This is a genomic window from Bacteroides sp. B1-V-101 (assembly GCF_023656585.1).
GTDB lineage: Bacteria > Bacteroidota > Bacteroidia > Bacteroidales > Bacteroidaceae > Bacteroides > Bacteroides thetaiotaomicron.
The window spans coordinates 63947-82763 of sequence record NZ_JAMOKH010000018.1 but is presented as its reverse complement, the minus strand read 5'-3'; the positions used below and the strand labels follow the sequence as shown (position 1 = coordinate 82763).

Sequence of the window (18817 nt, the reverse complement as noted above, 5' to 3'; positions counted from 1 at the left end):
ATGAAAAAAATATATTTAGTGACTGCACTTGCATGTTGTGCACTGCAACCGACCCTTGCACAAAAGCAAGAAGAATGCAAGCCCGTGAACCTTCATTGCGACCACCTGATCAATCCGCTGGGCATCGACAATGCCAATCCCAGATTGTCGTGGATGCTGAACGATGCCCGACAAAGAGCCCGGCAGACTGCTTATCAGATAATAGTCAGCACAGACTCACTGAAAGCAAACAACGAAAACGGGGAAATATGGAACTCGGGGAAAAAAGAATCGGATCAAATCCTTGTCACCTATCCGGAAAAGAATCTTCAACCCTTTACCAAATATTACTGGAAAGTGAATGTATGGGATAAGGACGGCAAAAAGGCTACTTCGGACATCAACAGCTTCGAGACTGGAATGATGGGAATGGAAAACTGGCAGGGCGCATGGATTGGCGACAACAGAGACATCAACTATAAGCCCGCCCCCTATTTCAGAAAAACATTCGACACTCAAAAGAAAGTCAAATCCGCCAGAGCGTACATCGCCGTCGCCGGTTTATACGAATTATACATCAACGGAGAGAAAATTGGAAACCATCGGCTAGACCCGCTGTATACCCGTTTCGACAGACGGAATTTCTATGTGACTTATGATGTGACCAACCAACTTCAGAAAGGTAAAAACGCGATTGGCGTACTGCTGGGAAATGGCTGGTACAACCATCAGTCAAAAGCAGTCTGGGACTTTGACCGCGCACCGTGGCGTAACCGCCCCGCTTTTTGCATGGACCTGAGAATTACCTACGAAGACGGTACTACAGAAGTAATCCGCTCCGAAAGAGACTGGAAGACTTCATCGGGCGCCTTGATCTTCAACAGCATCTATACAGCGGAACATTATGACGCCCGCCTGGAACAGAAAGGCTGGAATACGGCAGATTTTGACGATTCGAAATGGAAGGAAGCAGGTTACAGAGCTGTACCTTCTCAAAACGTCGTATCCCAGCAGGTACAACCGATTCGTATCGTAGAAACAATACCGGCAAAAGCGCTTAAGAAAGTGAACGACACGACGTATGTATTCGACTTTGCCAGAAATATGTCCGGAGTGACCCGCATCAAGGTATCCGGAGAAGAAGGAACGGTAGTAAGGCTCAAACACGGCGAACGCATCTATGACAACGGACGGGTGAATATGTCAAACATTGACGTATACCATCGTCCGGTAGATGACAAAGACCCATTCCAGATGGATATTCTCATCCTGAGCGGAAAGGGAGAAGACGAGTTTATGGCACGGTTCAACTACAAAGGCTTCAGATACGTAGAAGTGACAAGCAGTAAGCCTGTCGCACTCGATCAAAACAGTCTGACTGCTTATTTCGTTCATAGCGACGTTCCGCAAAAAGGAGAGATAAACACGTCAAACCCACTCGTAAACCGGTTGTGGTGGGCGACCAACAACGCCTATCTGTCCAATCTGATGGGGTATCCCACCGATTGCCCCCAACGGGAGAAAAACGGATGGACGGGAGACGGACATTTTGCGATAGAAACAGCACTATATAATTATGACGGCATCACAGTCTACGAAAAATGGCTAGCCGACCACCGTGACGAACAGCAACCCAACGGAGTATTACCCGACATCATTCCGACCGGAGGATGGGGATACGGCACGGACAACGGTCTGGACTGGACGAGTACAATCGCCATTATTCCCTGGAATATTTATCTGTTCTATGGAGACAGCAAATTATTAGCCGACTGCTACGAAAACATCAAACGATATGTAGACTACGTAGACCGTACCAGCCCAAGCGGACTGACTTCATGGGGAAGAGGAGACTGGGTTCCTGTGAAATCGCATTCGTCCAAAGAACTGACCTCATCGGTATACTTCTATGTAGATACTAAAATACTGGCCAATGCCGCAAAGCTGTTCAACAAGCAGGAAGATTACAAACATTATCAGGCGCTTGCGGAAAAGATCAGGCAAGCGATCAATGACAAATATCTGAACAGGGAAACCGGCATATACGCCAGCGGCGTTCAGACGGAACTGAGCGTACCGCTGATGTGGGGTATTGTCCCCAAGGATATGAAAGCAAAAGTAGCCCGCAACCTGGCGAAGAAGGTGGAAGAAGCCGGTTTCCATCTGGATGTGGGTGTATTGGGAGCCAAAGCCATACTGAACGCCTTGAGTGAAAACGGAGAAGCCGAAACCGCTTATAAAGTAGCTGCACAAGACACCTACCCGTCATGGGGCTGCTGGATTGCCAACGGAGCCACCACCCTGCTCGAAAACTGGGATTTGAATGCTACACGTGACATTTCGGACAACCACATGATGTTCGGAGAAATCGGAGGATGGTTCTATAAAGGCTTGGGCGGTATCTTCCCCGACCCACAGCAGCCGGGTTTTAAACATATCCTCCTGCGCCCCAACTTCCCCAGTGATTTAAAGCAGTTTGAGGCCAGACACCGTTCTCCGTACGGAGAGATTCAGTCCCAATGGGAACGTAAGAAAAAAAGTGTTGTGTACAGCGTGACGATTCCTGCCAACAGCAGTGCCACTTTATACGTGCCCGATACTGTGAAAGGAGAACGTGTCATAGAGTTAGAAGCCGGAAAACATACATTCGAGTGGAAGTTGCTCTAAATTTACACTTAATAGAACATTTTATCGACCTCTGTTTTTCTAATCTTTCCTAATATTGCGGCGTAATTAACAAACCGATCAGATGGAAAATAGAATGAGAAAACGAATGACAGTTATATTGAACAGTAAAATGAATATGAGAAGATTTTACGTATCAGCAGCGTTGTTACTGACAACGCTGCTCGCGGTTGCCGAAAATAATCCCTACCGGAGTGACGTATTTTGGGTAACCGTACCCGATCATGCCGACTGGCTTTACAAAACTGGAGAACAGGCAAATGTAGAAGTACAGTTTTACAAATACGGCATTCCGGGAGATAGCATAGCGATTAATTTCGAAATAGGCGGAGAAATGATGCCTGCCGATACCAAAGGAACAGTCATCATGAGAAAAGGAAAGGCAACAATCCCCGTAGGCACCATGAAGAAACCGGGCTTCCGAGACTGCCGCCTGACCACCACCGTAGACGGAAAGAAATACTCCCATCACGTCAAAGTGGGTTTCTCGCCGGAAAAGCTCCGTCCGTATACCACCATGCCTGCCGACTTTCAGCAATTCTGGGAGAACGAAAAGGCGGAACTGGCCAAATTTCCGCTGACATACACCAAAGAGCACGTAAAGAAATACTCGACCGACCAAATAGACTGCTATCTTATCAAGTTGCAGGTGAACCAACGCGGACAAAGTATCTACGGCTACCTGTTCTATCCGAAGAAAGAAGGCAAATACCCTGTCGTACTATGTCCTCCGGGCGCAGGAATCAAAACAATCAAGGAACCTTTGCGACATAAGTATTACGCCGAACAAGGCTGCATCCGTTTTGAAATAGAGATTCACGGGCTGAACCCGGAAATGAGCGAAGAAGAATTCAAAGAAATCAGTGCCGCTTTCAACGGCAGAGAAAATGGCTACCTGTCCAACGGTCTGGACAGCCGCGACAACTATTACATGAAACGGGTATATCTGGCCTGTGTCCGCAGCATCGACCTACTGACCTCACTACCGGAATGGGACGGAAAGAATGTAATCGTTCAAGGCGGCAGCCAGGGAGGAGCATTAGCACTCGTCACCGCCGGACTGGATCAGCGGGTAACGGCCTGCGTAGCCAATCATCCGGCTCTAAGCGATATGGCAGGTTACAAAGCCGGTCGTGCCGGAGGTTACCCCCATTTCTTCCGAAATACCGTAGATATGGATACTCCCGAAAAGATCAGAACAATGGCTTATTATGATGTGGTGAACTTTGCCCAATTAATCAGGGCGGATACTTATATGACATGGGGATTCAATGATGACGTTTGTCCACCGACTACCAGCTACATTGTATATAATGTATTGAATTGCCCGAAAGAAGCATTGATCACTCCTATTAATGAACATTGGACCTCCAGTGACACAGAGTACGGACATCTGCTTTGGATAAAGAAACATCTGAAATAAAAGCAGTAGAAAAGGAAAAACCGCCGAAAGCAGAAATAACTGTTATCATATCATTATTCAGGCACGGCTTACAGAGTTTTTATGGTTCTGTTTTAATCGAAACCATATTAATCTGTGTAAGCCGTGCCTGAATAAATCCGCAAGAGAGTTTTAACGTCTCTCTATTCCTTTAATCTTCCCATTCCGATTTCGGAAAAGTTTTCTTCCCATACCATTTCATCCAGGCATAGGATTTTCTTTTTCTCATATAAACGGCATCACCACAATAGGTCAATGCCTCCCAGTTAAAAACCGAATGAGAACTAATTGCTTTTTCAAACCAGTAAAGCAAGTGATATGTCATGAACGGAAGCACCATCCACCACCATGAAAACCATAGTGACAAACCCAATGCTGGGATTAAAGTCAATAAAAAACACTCCCAGAATTGCCGTGCATGTATTCTTAACTCCATTTCTTCCCAAACTTCCAAATACTTGTACCGAGTAAAGAATAACCCTCCTATCATAAAATAATGCTTCTTTTTCCCTAAAAAGCATTTCGCTAGTAAATTGTTATAAAATATCATATACCCTTTTTTTGCTGTGTAATAACATAAACGGAAAGAACGTACAAATGTTCATTATTTAAGTCTAATCTTACAGTTATTTCCTTTCCCTGGAATACAACAACATATTGCCACGCTTGTTTTTTGCGGCGCGAAGTTACGAACTTATATTTATACAATAACTATAAATTCCAAAATAATTCTCTTAAATAAATTTATTATCTAATATTTGAAGCTACTTCCTCCCAAAAACTCCCTGAGTAAAGACGTCGGGGGAATTTCCTTATCTTGCACCGGAACGAAATATTTAATGAATTTCAGCAACCGGTACGCCTCACAATATTCCGGACAATTGCGCGGAACACCCATCAAAATAGGTTCCGCATGCAGGCGAAGCACTGCAAATTCAAACAACAGCGCCGAATTGAACATCACATCCGCATTCTCCTGATAAGGGAATATCCATTTATCTTCGCCGGCACGCACACTAGGCCAGCGGGAGATAGTCTCGCGGGCCGAATATCCTCGATAATTAAAGTCGCGGATAATGCGGCGAAGCAAACGATTGTCTGTTGTAGGAATCCAGTTATGGTCGTCCAAAGAAATAGTGGTCAATGCCGAGACATAAATTTTGAACTTCTTTTCATCCGGGATATGCGGTGTCAGTTCCGGATTCAACGCATGAATACCTTCCAGAATGAGAATCGTATTATCCTCAATTTTCAGTTTATCACCTTTATATTCCTTCTTCCCCAGAGAGAAGTTAAAACGCGGAAGCTCCACTTCCTCACCGCGCAGCAAAGCCTGTAACTGCTGGTTAAACAATTCCAGATCGAGCGCATACAGAGACTCATAATCATAGTTACCGTTTTCATCCAGAGGTGTCTCTTCACGGTCTACGAAATAATTGTCCAAGGAGATCGGGAAGGGTTTGAGCCCGTTCGTCATCAACTGGATGGAAAGACGTTTGCTGAACGTGGTCTTTCCCGAAGAGGACGGACCGGAAATCAAAATCAGTTTCACCCGGTCGCCGTTTTCCCCACGATGGAAGATCGTATCGGCAATCTGGGCTATTTTCTTTTCCTGCAATGCTTCCGCTACATTGATTAAATCCGTAGCGTGCCCTTCTTCGCAGGCGAGGTTAAAGTCGCCGGCGTTATTAAGTCCCATGATATAGCTCCAGTTGAGATACTCCTTAAATACATCCAGCATCTTCTCCTGCTTCACCACTTCCTCCAGCACATCCGGGTTCTCTTTATTGGGAATGCGCAGCAAGAGGCCATCATAGTATTTCACGATGTCGAACAACTTGATATATCCGGTACTGGGGAGCAGATTACCATAATAATAATCGACCGTATCGCCCAGCGTATAATAATAGGTATATAGTGAACCGGAAGTTTCGAGCAGCCTCACCTTATCATTCATCCCGCGTTCACTGAACACCCGTACAGCCTCAGCCGTATGGCATTCGATGCGGTGATAAGAGATATTTTCTGCGATAATCTCCTGCATACGCTGTTTGATACGCGTCACATCTTCCAATGTAATAGGGCGACCGATCCGCAGATTACAGAAATAACCTTTGGAGACCGGGTGTTCCACAAACAGCTTCCCTTCGGGAAAAAGCTCACTGACAGCCTTGAACAAGACAAAGCAGAGTGACCGCACATACGTACGCATACCGGATGAATCGCGTACATCCAGAAACTCTATATCCTTGTTATTATATACTTTGAAATTGAGACCTTCGGAACGGTTATTCACCTTGGCACTGACTACCTGATAAGGAAAATTAAGATTAAAACCGTAATAAATATCCAAAAGTGAGCTTCCGATAGGGAATTCTTTATAAATATTATTATTTTTGCAACATATTTGTAACATCTGTTTCATCGTAGTCTTTTTAATAAGGTGAATAACATGGGACTAAATATACTTAGTAATCAGATAGAGAACAAACAACCACTAAAATTATTATAGATGGAATATTCTTTTTATGATTTTTTAAAGCTCATAGGCTCGTTAGGGCTCTTCCTTTATGGCATGAAGATAATGAGCGAGGGCTTACAAAAAGTCGCAGGTGACAGGCTACGAAGTATCCTGACAGCTATGACCACCAATCGGGTAACGGGGGTATTAACAGGAGTGTTGATCACAGCCCTTATCCAGTCCTCCTCGGCGACAACAGTAATGGTCGTCAGTTTCGTCAACGCCGGTTTGCTTACACTGGCCGAGTCCATCAGTGTCATCATGGGTGCCAATATCGGTACGACGGTTACGGCATGGATTATTTCAATTTTCGGATTTAAGGTTGATATGGCCGCCTTCGCTCTTCCACTTCTGGCCATCGCCCTTCCGCTCATCTTCTCCGGCAAGAGCAACCGCAAGTCCATCGGTGAATTCATTTTCGGTTTTTCCTTCCTCTTCATGGGACTTTCTTACCTGAAAGCAAATGCTCCCGACCTGAACGCCAATCCGGAAATGCTCGCCTTCGTACAGAACTACACGGATATGGGATTCTTCTCCATTCTCCTGTTCTTATTCATCGGTACCATACTGACTATGATCGTACAGGCCTCAGCCGCCACGATGGCAATCACATTAATTATGTGCGCCAACGGCTGGATCAGTCTGGAACTGGGAGCAGCGCTCGTACTGGGCGAAAACATCGGAACTACCATCACGGCCAATCTTGCCGCATTAACAGCCAATACACAGGCTAAGCGGGCAGCATTGGCCCATTTTGTTTTTAATGTGTTCGGTGTGATCTGGGTATTGATCATCTTCCATCCTTTCATGGAACTGGTCAACTGGGTAGTGGATACCTTCTTCCAGAGCAATAATCCGGAAGTAGCCATTTCTTATAAACTGTCCGCTTTCCACTCTATCTTTAATATCTGTAACGTATGTATCCTGATATGGGGAGTGAAACTGATCGAACGCACCGTATGCGCATTAATCCACCCGAAAGAGGAAGACGAGGAACCTCGCCTTCGGTTTATCACCGGCGGTATGCTTTCTACTGCGGAGCTTTCTATCCTGCAGGCACGCAAGGAAATCCACCTGTTTGCAGAACGTACCCACCGTATGTTCGGAATGGTGCAGGACTTGATGCACACCGAAAAGGACGATGACTTTAACAAGCTGTTCAGCCGCGTAGAAAAGTACGAGAACATCAGCGACAACATGGAACTTGAAATAGCCAATTATCTGAATCAGGTATCCGAAGGGCGTCTGAGTTCTGAAAGTAAGTTGCAGATACGTGCCATGCTGCGCGAAGTGACGGAAATCGAAAGTATCGGCGACAGCTGTTACAACCTGGCACGCACCATCAACCGGAAACGCCAGACGAATCAGGACTTTACCGAAAAGCAATACGAGCACATCCACTTCATGATGAAGCTGACCGATGATGCCCTCGCACAAATGATTGTGGTGGTAGAGAAACCGGAACACCAAAGCATTGATATCAACAAGTCTTTCAACATCGAAAACGAAATCAATAACTACCGTAACCAACTGAAAAATCAGAATATTCTGGATGTCAACAACAAGGAATATGATTATCAGATGGGAGTCTATTATATGGATATTATCGCCGAATGTGAGAAACTGGGCGACTATGTAGTGAATGTGGTAGAAGCCAGCAGTGATGTAAAAGAGAAGAAAGCCTCTTAAATAAAGAGGAACTCAATCAAAGAAATGGATAGCCAATTTATGCGTTGCAGCATAAAATTGACTATCCATTTCTTTTTTATTTCCACACAGACAAAACAACTCATGTCCGTTTACAAGGACACTCACACTTTACAAAGACGTTACATTTTTTACAGACGTTACGATTACATTTCTTTTCCGTGAAGTTCCCGTTAAGCTTTTACTGCGCCTATTGCAGGTCTTTTTTTTGCATATACATTTGCGCCAAAATACACAGGGGCCTATGTTTAGTACCATTTTCCAATGACCGGACAAAGGCATTCCAAAAGAAAACCAAATCTCTAATTTAAAGCAAAAGAAATGAAAATTAAAAAAGTATTGATGGGAGTTGCACTGGCAGCAATGTGTTTAATGAGCGCACAAGCGCAACGCCGCAATGAGATTCAAGTTCCCAATCTGAACGGGTACACTACTTTAAAATGTGACTTTCACATGCACAGTGTTTTTTCGGACGGTCTAGTATGGCCTACCGTACGTGTAGACGAAGCATATCGAGAAGGACTGGATGCCATTTCTCTGACAGAACATATAGAGTACCGCCCGCACAAAAAAGACATTATAGCAGATCATAACCGCTCTTATGAACTGTCTCAGAAGCAGGCGAAGAAGTTAGGAATACTTCTAATCAGAGGCAGTGAAATCACCCGTTCCATGCCTCCGGGACATTTTAATGCAATCTTCCTGAACGACTCCAATCCATTGGAACAAAAGGCATATAAAGACGCTTTCAATGAGGCAAAAAAACAAGGAGCCTTTATCTTCTGGAATCATCCGGGCTGGGCACGCCAGCAGCCGGACTCCACCCTGTGGTGGCCTGAGCATACACAACTCTACAATGACGGCTGCATGCACGGCATTGAAGTAGCCAACGGTGGTCTTTTCATGCCCGAAGCCATTCAATGGTGTCTGGACAAGAATCTGACCATGATAGGAACTTCCGATATCCACCAGCCTATCCAGACAGACTATGATTTTTCAAAAGGCGAACACCGCACGATGACGTTTGTCTTTGCCAAAGAACGTTCTCCGGAAGGTATCCGTGAAGCACTCGACAATCGCCGCACTGCCGTTTATTACCGCGAACTGGTGATCGGGCGTGAAGAAATCCTCCGTCCCTTCTTTGAAAAATGCGTAGACATAAAAGAAGTGAAACGCACCGAAAAAGAAGTGACATTTTCTGTCATGAACGCTACCGATCTGGTACTGAAACTGAAAAAGACCGCACATGATCCTTCTTTGGTCTATTTCCGCGAAATGACATTGAAACCACATACGCAGCATACAATCTCTGTGAAGTTTGAAAACGGTATCAAAGGAGGTGACTGCAATTTTGAAGTTACCAACTTCATCGTAGCCCCCGATAAAGGTTTGGATTACACCATCAAACTATAAAGTTCCAGTCATCAAAGCCATGTAATATCAAGATATCCGACGGACTACATGCGGATAATCGTTTAATTTTAAATTATTACTTTATGAATCGTTACTTATCCCTAGCCTGCTGGCTGGTAGCTTTCTTCTATTTATCAAGTTGCGAAAGCTACAGTGAGCCCACCGAGAAAGCCCACCAAGCCGATCAACCGATTGTACTGACCTCCTTCTATCCCAAAGAAGGCGGAGCACGTGACAAAATTCTTCTGGACGGAAAAAACTTCGGCACCGACGTGAGTAAAATCAAAGTATATTTCAACAATGCCAGGGCCTCCGTCGTTTCATCAAGCGGAAGCCGTATTTATGCCATTGTACCGCGCCTTCCGGGCGATAATCCCCGTATCTCCGTAGTGGTCGACACCGATTCTGTCGCTTACGAAGAAACATACGCTTATCATACGCAGGCATTGGTCAGCACGGTCACCGGAAACGGTGAAACGAGCTTCCTTGCCGGAACACTCTCCACCGCTCAGGTATATGGCAAATATCTTGATCTGGATGCCGAAGGCAATCTTTTCATGTCATGGCGTGACGGCGGTACATTTGGAATCGCCCGGATAAACGAACAACAGAACATTGTGACTCCTCTCATTGAAGCAGATGCCGCCAACCGTATCTTATATGCCAACGGCTTAACGGTGGACCGTACCACCGGAATACTGACCGCCGCACACGAGTCAGTCAAAGAAGTGACGTTTACCTTCGATCCGCGTGAAGCCTGGTATCCCCGCCAGCGTAACATAAAATACTCACAGTCGGATCTGAACTCAATCGTAGATGCCGACAGATACAAGAATTTCGTCACCTTCTGCCCTTATGACGGCTATCTATATACACGATACCGTGATGGAAAGATCGCTAAAATAGATCCCAACACATTCGAAGGACACATTATCCATCAAGGTCCCAGCGGATCACAATACGGACAGGCGATTAATCCTGCGAAGCCCTGGCTTCTGTATATAACGCTTCACTCCAACGCCCCTACCGCATACAGACAAGGGATTTCGGTGCTCGACCTCCGCGATCCGGATGGAACAGGCGGATTTAAGCGTCTCAATGCTCCCGGCGGCAGCGCTTTCCGTGACGGTCCGATTGAAGATGCCCTCTTCAATTATCCCAAGGATATCAAGTTTGACAACGACGGCAATATGTTCGTAGCCGACTATGGCAACCATTGCATCCGCATGATATCTGCCGACAATATCGTCACGACAGTTGCCGGACAGCCCGGCGTCGCCGGATACAAGGACGGAGGACCGGTAGAGTCCTTATTCAAGAATCCCTGGGGAGTGGCTGTCAATGAACAGGGAGACATTTACATTGCAGACTGGGGTAATGCACGCATTCGCAAATTGGTTATCGAATAACAAAGTAAACTCACAATGAAAATCAAACAGATTTTATACTTAATGTCGTTCTGCTTATTGCTTTCGGCAACAACCTTCGCGCAGCAAGTTCAGGAATTTACCGTTTCAGGAACTGTCGTGGATAAGGACAAGCTATCCATGCCCGGCGTATCGGTATACATCAAAGACAAGCCCTCCAAAGGTACCACAACCGACAATGACGGTAATTTCAAGCTGAAAGTGGTTTATGGAGACAAAATGATATTTTCTTTTATCGGCTTCAAACCGTCGGAGCATGTGGCCATCAAACCCCAAACCGACTTAACGGTCACACTGCTTGAAGACAACAATTCCCTTGATGAAGTGGTTGTCGTCGCACTGGGAAACGTTCAGCGGAAAATCAGTTCGGTAGGTGCCATTACGACGGTCAGCACTAAAGATATCCAGTCCCCCTCCCCTTCCATCAGTAACTTGTTGGGAGGCAGGGCAGCCGGTGTCATTTCCTTGCAGAGCAGTGGCGAGCCCGGTCAGAATATCGCCGATTTCTGGGTACGTGGTATCGGTACGTTCGGAGCCAACAGCAGTGCCCTTGTACTGATTGACGGTCTGGAAGGCGACCTCAACACCATCGACCCTGCCGATGTCGAAAGTTTCTCCATCCTGAAAGACGCGTCGGCAACTGCCGTGTACGGAGTAAGGGGAGCCAACGGAGTCGTATTGGTCAACACCAAGAAAGGCCTTTCGGGCAAAATTCAGATTACCGGACGTTTCAACACCACGCTGTCCGTCCTCAACCGTCTGCCGAAATATTTGGGAGCTTATGAGTATGCGCAGTTAGCAAACGAAGCCAGAGCGGTACGGAACGAAACACCTTTGTATGACGATACGGAAATGGGAATTATACGCGACGGTCTCGACCCCGACCTCTATCCCAACGTAAACTGGCAGGATGAGATACTCAACAAAACATTCTGGCGGCACACTTATTATGTAAGCGGACGTGGCGGCAGCGATGTGGCACGTTATTTTCTGAGCCTGGGAGGTAAAAACGAAAGTGCGGCCTACAAGGTAGACAAGAACAGTATATACAGTTCGAACGTCAGCTACAACACCTATAATTACCGTATCAATCTAGACGTGAACCTGACCAAATCAACGAAAGTTTATTTGGGTTCTGACGGATTCCTCTCCCAGTTGAATCAGCCCGGCGTAGCCAATACCGAATATATATGGGGAGCACAGTCGCGGCTTACTCCATTGTCCATTCCCACCCAATATTCCAATGGTATGCTGCCCGGACGCGGTGCCGGAGAGCTGTCATCGCCTTATGTCATGATCAACCATACGGGAAAGGCTGCCAACGAAGTGTACAAGGGCAAATCAACTTTGGCAATCAATCAGGACTTTTCCGAATTGATCAACGGGCTTAAATTACGTGTACAGGGAGCATACGATATCCACAGCTACTTCAATGAACGGAGAAGCGTGCAGCCGGCCCTCTACAATGCGCTGGGCAGAGCAAGCGACGGATCACTCATCATGCAGGAGACCGTACAGGAGAAAAAAGCCTCGTACAGCAAGTCCACCCGCCAGTACCGCAAATACCACTTTGAGGCTACGCTCAATTATGACCGGCTTTTCGGTACAGATCACCGGACATCCGCGCTGGTCTATTATTACATCAGCGATTCTAAAGACACGGACGACGCTACAAGTAATTTATCGGCCATTCCCTTGCGCTATCAGGGAGTATCCAGCCGGTTTACTTATGGCTACAAGGATACTTACCTGCTGGACGTCAACTTCGGATATACCGGTTCCGAAAACTTCCAGCCCGGCAGACAATACGGTTTCTTCCCGTCCGTCGCATTGGGCTGGGTACCTACCGGCTACAAGTTTATACAAGAGGCGCTCCCTTGGCTCGACTATCTTAAAATAAGAGCTTCGTATGGTTCGGTAGGTAACGACCGGATTACCGACGTCCGCTTTCCTTACCTTACTAAAGTGAACGAAAGCACCGGATCAGCTTGGGGCGTTCCCGACATCGAGATTATCGGTGAGACACGTATCGGAGCTGATAATCTGGCGTGGGAAAAGGCCATCAAGTCCAATGTGGGTATTGAAGGAAAGTTGTTTAATAACAAGATCGATTTCGTTGTCGATATTTTCCATGATCAGCGTAACGGTATTTTCCAGCAACGCGTACAGGTGCCCGAGTTCGTAGGAGTGGTCTCCAATCCATACGCGAATGTGGGTAAAATGAAAAGTTACGGTGCCGACGGAAACATCAGCTTCACGCAGGATTTCACTCCCGATTTCGGCTTCACCTTACGGGGTAATTTCACTTACTCTAAAAATAAAGTACAGAACTGGGAGCAGGCTTATCTGGAGTATCCCTATCTGGAATACAATAATTTCCCGTACAATTCCATCCGCGGATATCAGGCAGTCGGACTGTTTAAAGACGAAGATGACATCAAATACAGTCCCAAGCAGACTTTCGGGGAAGTAATGCCCGGTGACATCAAATATAAGGATATCAATGGAGACGGTATGGTGGACAAGCTGGACATGGTGCCGTTGACGCACAGCACTTACCCGCTGCTGATGTACGGACTAGGGGCAGAAATCCGCTACAAGAATCTGACTTTGGGTGTATTGTTCAAGGGAACCGGCAAGACCTCTTTTTTCTATGTAGGTCAAAAAACGACGGTGAACGACGAAACCCGCCTCAACGGAATGGGATATATGCCTTTCTTCGAAGGTAATACCGGAAATGTACTCACCCTGGCAGCCAATCCGGCCAACCGATGGATTCCCAAAGATTATGCCATCGCACACGGGATCGACCCTTCCCTTGCCGAAAACAAGGACGCACGTTTCCCGCGCCTGCAATATGGAAATAACAGCAATAACAGCCAGTTGTCCACCTTTTGGCAGGGCGATTCACGCTACATACGCCTGCAGGAAATCACCCTGAACTACCATCTTGCAGCAGCATTTCTGAGACGCATAGGTGTTTCCTCACTGGATATCCAATTCGTAGGTAACAACCTCTATGTATGGGATAAAGTGAAACTCTTCGATCCGGAGCAGGCACGCTGGAACGGCCGTGTATATCCCATCCCTTCCACCTATTCCCTGCAATTATATGTCAATCTCTAATAAATACATCACCCGATAGAATGAAAACATCCCTAATAAAAAAAACAGCAAGAATGTTCTTCTTGGTTCAGGCAGTCATGTTGGTAACGTCCTGCAGCAACTTCTTAAACATAGACAATTACTTTGATGATGAATTCAACATCGACTCGGTTTTCACCAATGCCCGATATATGGAAGCGTATATGTGGGGAGCGGCAGCCATGTTCCCGGATGAGGCACAGACCATCCGTAACGGGTACACACCGGGACCGATGGCGACCGACGAAGGATTTAACGGACTGACCGGAAGCGGAACAGCCAATATCTATCACGGCATGGATTTCGCCAACGGAAAGATCACACAGGATTTCCTCGGAGACGGCTCCCCCAACCTGAACCAATGGGGCAAGTATTACAAAATCATCCGTAAGTGCAACAGCATCCTGCAAAACCTCGACCGCCCAAAAGACCTGACAAACTCGGAACGGCTCAGACTGGAAGGATACACACGCTTTATCCGTGCCTTCGCCTACTACAATCTTTTGGTCGATTACGGTCCGGCAATCTTGCTGGGAGACGAAGTAGTGAATACCAACGAACCTATCGAATACTACGACCGCCCCAGAGCCACCTATGACGAAACAATGAACTATACTTGTGAGGAGTTCGAAAAAGCGGCACGGCTGCTGCCCTCGCCTCAGGATGTTTCTACACTGGACTTCGGACGTCCCACCAAAGGAGCCGCACTCGGCCTGGTAGCCCGCCTGCGACTGATACACGCCAGCCCGCTATTCAACGGGGGGCCTGTTGCCAGCTCCTATTTCGGCAACTGGAAACGCAAGACCGACGGTGTACATTATGTCTCCCAGCAATATGACGAAAGCCGGTGGGCAGTAGCTGCCGCCGCCGCAAAACGGGTGATGGATATGGGAGCGTACAAGCTCTATACGTATGCAAAAGATGACAACACGCCGGAACTTCCCGCCGGAGTCACTTCCGACCCCAATTTCTATGACGCCTACCCGAACGGAGCCAACGGAATAGACCCTTTCAAATCTTATTCGGACATCTTTACCGGCGAAGCCGTAGCGTCTATCAATCCGGAATTGATATGGGGAAGAAACACGACGTACCTCAACGAAACCATCAGCAAAGGTTCTTTCCCTCCCTCGATGGGTGGATGGGGACGTTTCTGCGTCACTCAGAAAGTGGTAGACGCGTATCTGATGGACGACGGCCGTACGAAAGAAGAAGCCGCCGCCGACGGATATTACTCGGAGACAGGCTTCACTTCCGAACCGCGCAACTTTTCCGGCTATCCCCTCAACGCCGGTGTATATAAGATGTACGCCAATCGTGAAATGCGGTTCTACGCGTCTGTAGGATTCAATGAGGCAGTATGGCAGGCATTGTCCAGTTCGACTCTCAACAACCACACAGCCAAGTACTACTATCAGGATGAAGACGGTCGTGGCGGTGTTACCGCCACCTCACCCAACTATCCCATCACCGGATACGTAATCAAAAAGTACAATAACCCGATGGATGCCTGGACCGGCACCGGAGCCCGCCATATCCAGAAAGCCTATCCCATTATCCGCTACGCGGAAATCCTGCTATCGTATGCGGAGGCACTCAACAACCTGACTGGGCCACACACCGTGGAACTGGACGGACAACCTTATACCATGAGCAGGGACAAAGAGGAAATTAAAAAAGCATTCAATCAAGTCCGCTACAGAGCCGGACTGCCGGGGCTGACAGCCAATCAACTCAACAGTACGCCGGAAGTACAGAAACAGATAGAACGCGAACGTATGGTAGAGTTTTTATGGGAAAACAGACGTTTCTATGATGTCCGCCGCTGGGGTATTTATGAAGAAACAGAGCAGGAACCTATCCGTGGAATGAATCCCGACGGCGCAACCAAAGAGACCTACTACCAGCGTGTCATCCCTAGTTCTTCCTCATTCCTGACGAGGGTGGTTGACAAAAGGTCTGTCTGGGTGCCCATACCACGCAACGAAATGAGAAGACTGCCTTCTCTCGACCAGAATCCGGGTTATTAATCTAAATAACAAAAAAGAAGATGAAACGAGATTTTATAACGATACTCGCACTTATGACAGCGCTTTCGTCATGCAATGACGATGCGCTGTTTGAAAAGGAAATGTACAAGAATGTAGTGGCCCTAATCAGCAGTGACTACTATAACACGTTTGAAGAAGTGGTCACCTTGTCCCCTACCGGAGAAGAGGCGACAGGATATATCGCAGCCTGCACCGGAGGTACCCATGCCCCGAAACAAGACATGGTGATCGGGCTGGAAGAAGACCTGACTTCACTGGAATTCTACAACCGGTCTCTTTACGACGTCGATGAAGCCTGCTATGCCAAATTCCTGTCCAGTGACAAATACGAGATTGTAGATTACAAGATTCAGATCAATGCGGGCGAACGGACAGGCAGAACCATGATCAGGATACGTCCCGAAGGACTGTCACCGGATTCTACCTACTTCGTAGGATTAAAAGCTACGGATATCTCGGGCGTCGAGATTAATGAAAGCAAAAACACCATTCTATATCAGATACTTATCAAGAACGATTATGCAACGCAGGGCGAAAACGTTTACTATTCAATGACCGGTCTGGCAGACGGGATGGCAACCGCAGGTAACAAGAAGATGTTTCCACTCACCCACAACAGCGTACGCATGATAGCCGGAACGGAGTCTTTTGAAAGCAATGTGGATCACATCAACAAAACCGCTATCATACTGCAAGTGGAGGAAAACAATCATGTCACGATAAAACCGTACAAGGATATTGAGGTAACTCAGATAGACGGTGACTCCAAATACCCCAATACATTCAAGGTAGAGGAATCTTTCGGTCATACTTATAATGTATTTCTGCTGTCGTACCGATATACAAAGGATGGGAAAAGCAAGGTGATGCAAGAGGAATTGCGGCTGGAAATAAATAATTAACGCAAAAACCTCATAAGGTTAACCCTTTTCTCTTTAATATTAATAACTTTGTATGCAAATCTTCTTTCGTACCACTATAGTGGCACGAAAGAAGAACTATAGTTCCCCTTGTGCCCCACTATAGTGGTCCGCACGGGGAACTGTAGTAGAACGAATTAATATTTAAGCCGGATTCCTTAGTTTATAGGAACGGAAACATTAATAACACAACAAAATAACTTAAGTTATGAGCGCACAGTATGACCTTTACGAGATTCCCGATATCAAGCAGACAGGAGAAAAACAACCCCTTCATCCCCGCATTGTTCCCAAAGGGACTATCGGTCAGGACGAATTTCTGGACCGCGTGCACAAATTTACGGGAATCAGCCGTAGTTTGCTGGCAGGAGCAATGCAGTCTTTTCAAAATGAGTTAAAAGATTTACTGGCTAACGGCTGGATTGTAGAATTAGGCGAGATCGGCTATTTCTCCGTATCGCTGCAAGGACCACCCGTAATGCACAAGAAAGATGTGCGTGCACAATCAATCAAACTAAAAAACATCAACTATCTACCGACCAAACAATTCAAGCGGGAAGTAGGGTATGACATGAGATTGGAACGTACCGAATCCCTCACCCGCCCCAAAGGTAACGGACGTAGCGAAGCGGAATGTCTGGCACTAATAACCGCCCACCTTGAAAAATATCCTTGCATGACTCGCACTGATTATTGCCATATGACCGGTCACGACAAAAAACGTGCACTAAAAGAGCTGAACGCTTTTATCGAAAAAGGGATACTGATGCGCTACGGAGCAGGAAAACAGGTGGTTTATGCGAAGAAAATGATTTGAAGCATATAGCGTATATCCCTAATTGAACTCATTAGATGAATAAGCCTGTTTCCAACCTTCTTCGGGCAGAGGCAACAGGCATCTATATACAGATACTTTAAAACATCTTCTTTCGGAGACAATACACCCAAAAGTCGATCATTTTTCCGACAATGATGCCGAAGGAACTAAGTGCCAAAGCGATGTAAACAGCAATAATCAACGGCTGTTCGTCTATCCATTTATTGACAAGTCCGGACATCCGTGCAAAAACACCGCCCGCAATAGTCAGGACAATGGTCGAGATAATATGTATTTGTATAAACTTGTCTTTCTCGTCCGAGTCCAGCCTCTTATCTTTTAAATACCGGACAAGCCACAGGCACGGAACAAAGATGAATATCGCAATAAGCGCAACCGTCATCACTTCTTCCACAGGAACCTCATGCAAGCCTCCGTCGAAAAAACGTAAACTGTGTATTCTCAATAAACAGGAAGTCATCATTTATACTACATCCGTTAATTCTTGATTCATATTCTTCATTCCCTTTCCACCACCTAGCCGGTCGTTCTCCGGACATCACGGCTCCTGAGCCACCGGAGCCACGTTGGGTTCTTGAATCTACAAAGGTATGGATATGATATGAAAAGGACAATCTTCAATCGGAAAAAGATGAAAGGAGAACAACAAAAAAACATCTGACCATTTCTTTAGTTGAAGAAACTTATTAAC

At 46.4% G+C, this 18817-nt stretch carries 12 protein-coding genes; 9 read left to right on the top strand and 3 right to left on the bottom strand.

The features are described from left to right. Together NBH01_RS14900 and NBH01_RS14895 are read left to right on the top strand one after the other, a co-directional pair. Entirely contained in the window at nt 1-2646 is a 2646-nt protein-coding gene (locus NBH01_RS14900; RefSeq protein ID WP_225680352.1) for a glycoside hydrolase family 78 protein, read from the top strand. A 136-nt stretch (nt 2647-2782) separates the two neighbouring features. Next, complete coding sequence (locus NBH01_RS14895) at nt 2783-4087, top strand: acetylxylan esterase (RefSeq protein ID WP_032840778.1); 1305 nt, start codon at nt 2783-2785, stop codon at nt 4085-4087. 169 nt (nt 4088-4256) lie between these two features. Here the strand turns inward: NBH01_RS14895 and NBH01_RS14890 are convergent, their stop codons facing one another. Continuing rightward, nucleotides 4257-4655 (bottom strand): hypothetical protein, encoded by a 399-nt coding sequence (locus NBH01_RS14890; protein ID WP_008763595.1) that lies wholly within the window; start codon nt 4653-4655, stop codon nt 4257-4259. Nucleotides 4656-4856: 201 nt separating this feature from the next. Continuing rightward, nucleotides 4857-6530, bottom strand: a complete 1674-nt coding sequence (locus tag NBH01_RS14885; protein WP_008763594.1) for a nucleoside kinase — start codon at nt 6528-6530, stop codon at nt 4857-4859. 87 nt (nt 6531-6617) lie between these two features. Here NBH01_RS14885 and NBH01_RS14880 point away from each other — a divergent pair, with 87 nt between their 5' ends. The 7 genes from NBH01_RS14880 to NBH01_RS14850 all read left to right on the top strand — a co-directional run bounded on the left by NBH01_RS14880 (nt 6618) and on the right by NBH01_RS14850 (nt 18105). Next, nucleotides 6618-8315 carry a Na/Pi cotransporter family protein gene (locus tag NBH01_RS14880; RefSeq protein WP_008765170.1) on the top strand — a complete coding sequence of 566 codons (1698 nt, stop codon included), beginning with the start codon at nt 6618-6620 and terminating at the stop codon, nt 8313-8315. Nucleotides 8316-8654: 339 nt separating this feature from the next. Continuing rightward, nucleotides 8655-9746 carry an Sb-PDE family phosphodiesterase gene (locus NBH01_RS14875; RefSeq protein ID WP_008763592.1) on the top strand — a complete coding sequence of 364 codons (1092 nt, stop codon included), beginning with the start codon at nt 8655-8657 and terminating at the stop codon, nt 9744-9746. Nucleotides 9747-9829: 83 nt separating this feature from the next. Next, nucleotides 9830-11155 (top strand): IPT/TIG domain-containing protein, encoded by a 1326-nt coding sequence (locus NBH01_RS14870; RefSeq protein WP_225693578.1) that lies wholly within the window; start codon nt 9830-9832, stop codon nt 11153-11155. A gap of 15 nt (nt 11156-11170) precedes the next feature. Further along, nucleotides 11171-14299 carry a SusC/RagA family TonB-linked outer membrane protein gene (locus NBH01_RS14865; RefSeq protein ID WP_225693576.1) on the top strand — a complete coding sequence of 1043 codons (3129 nt, stop codon included), beginning with the start codon at nt 11171-11173 and terminating at the stop codon, nt 14297-14299. Between the two features lie 20 nt (nt 14300-14319). After that, the gene (locus NBH01_RS14860; protein WP_118337108.1) at nt 14320-16347 is read left to right on the top strand and encodes a RagB/SusD family nutrient uptake outer membrane protein; all 2028 of its coding nucleotides are present in this window, start codon (nt 14320-14322) and stop codon (nt 16345-16347) included. 20 nt (nt 16348-16367) lie between these two features. After that, the gene (locus NBH01_RS14855) at nt 16368-17270 is read left to right on the top strand and encodes a BT_3044 domain-containing protein (protein ID WP_234141234.1); all 903 of its coding nucleotides are present in this window, start codon (nt 16368-16370) and stop codon (nt 17268-17270) included. Nucleotides 17271-17496: 226 nt separating this feature from the next. Then, on the top strand, nt 17497-18105 hold the full coding sequence (locus NBH01_RS14850) for an HU family DNA-binding protein (protein ID WP_225693572.1): 609 nt from the start codon (nt 17497-17499) through the stop codon (nt 18103-18105). Nucleotides 18106-18202: 97 nt separating this feature from the next. Here NBH01_RS14850 and NBH01_RS14845 read toward each other — a convergent pair whose 3' ends face one another. Continuing rightward, nucleotides 18203-18589, bottom strand: coding sequence for a hypothetical protein (locus NBH01_RS14845; RefSeq protein ID WP_195381018.1), 387 nt, complete (start codon nt 18587-18589; stop codon nt 18203-18205). Between the last annotated feature and the right edge of the window lie 228 nt (nt 18590-18817).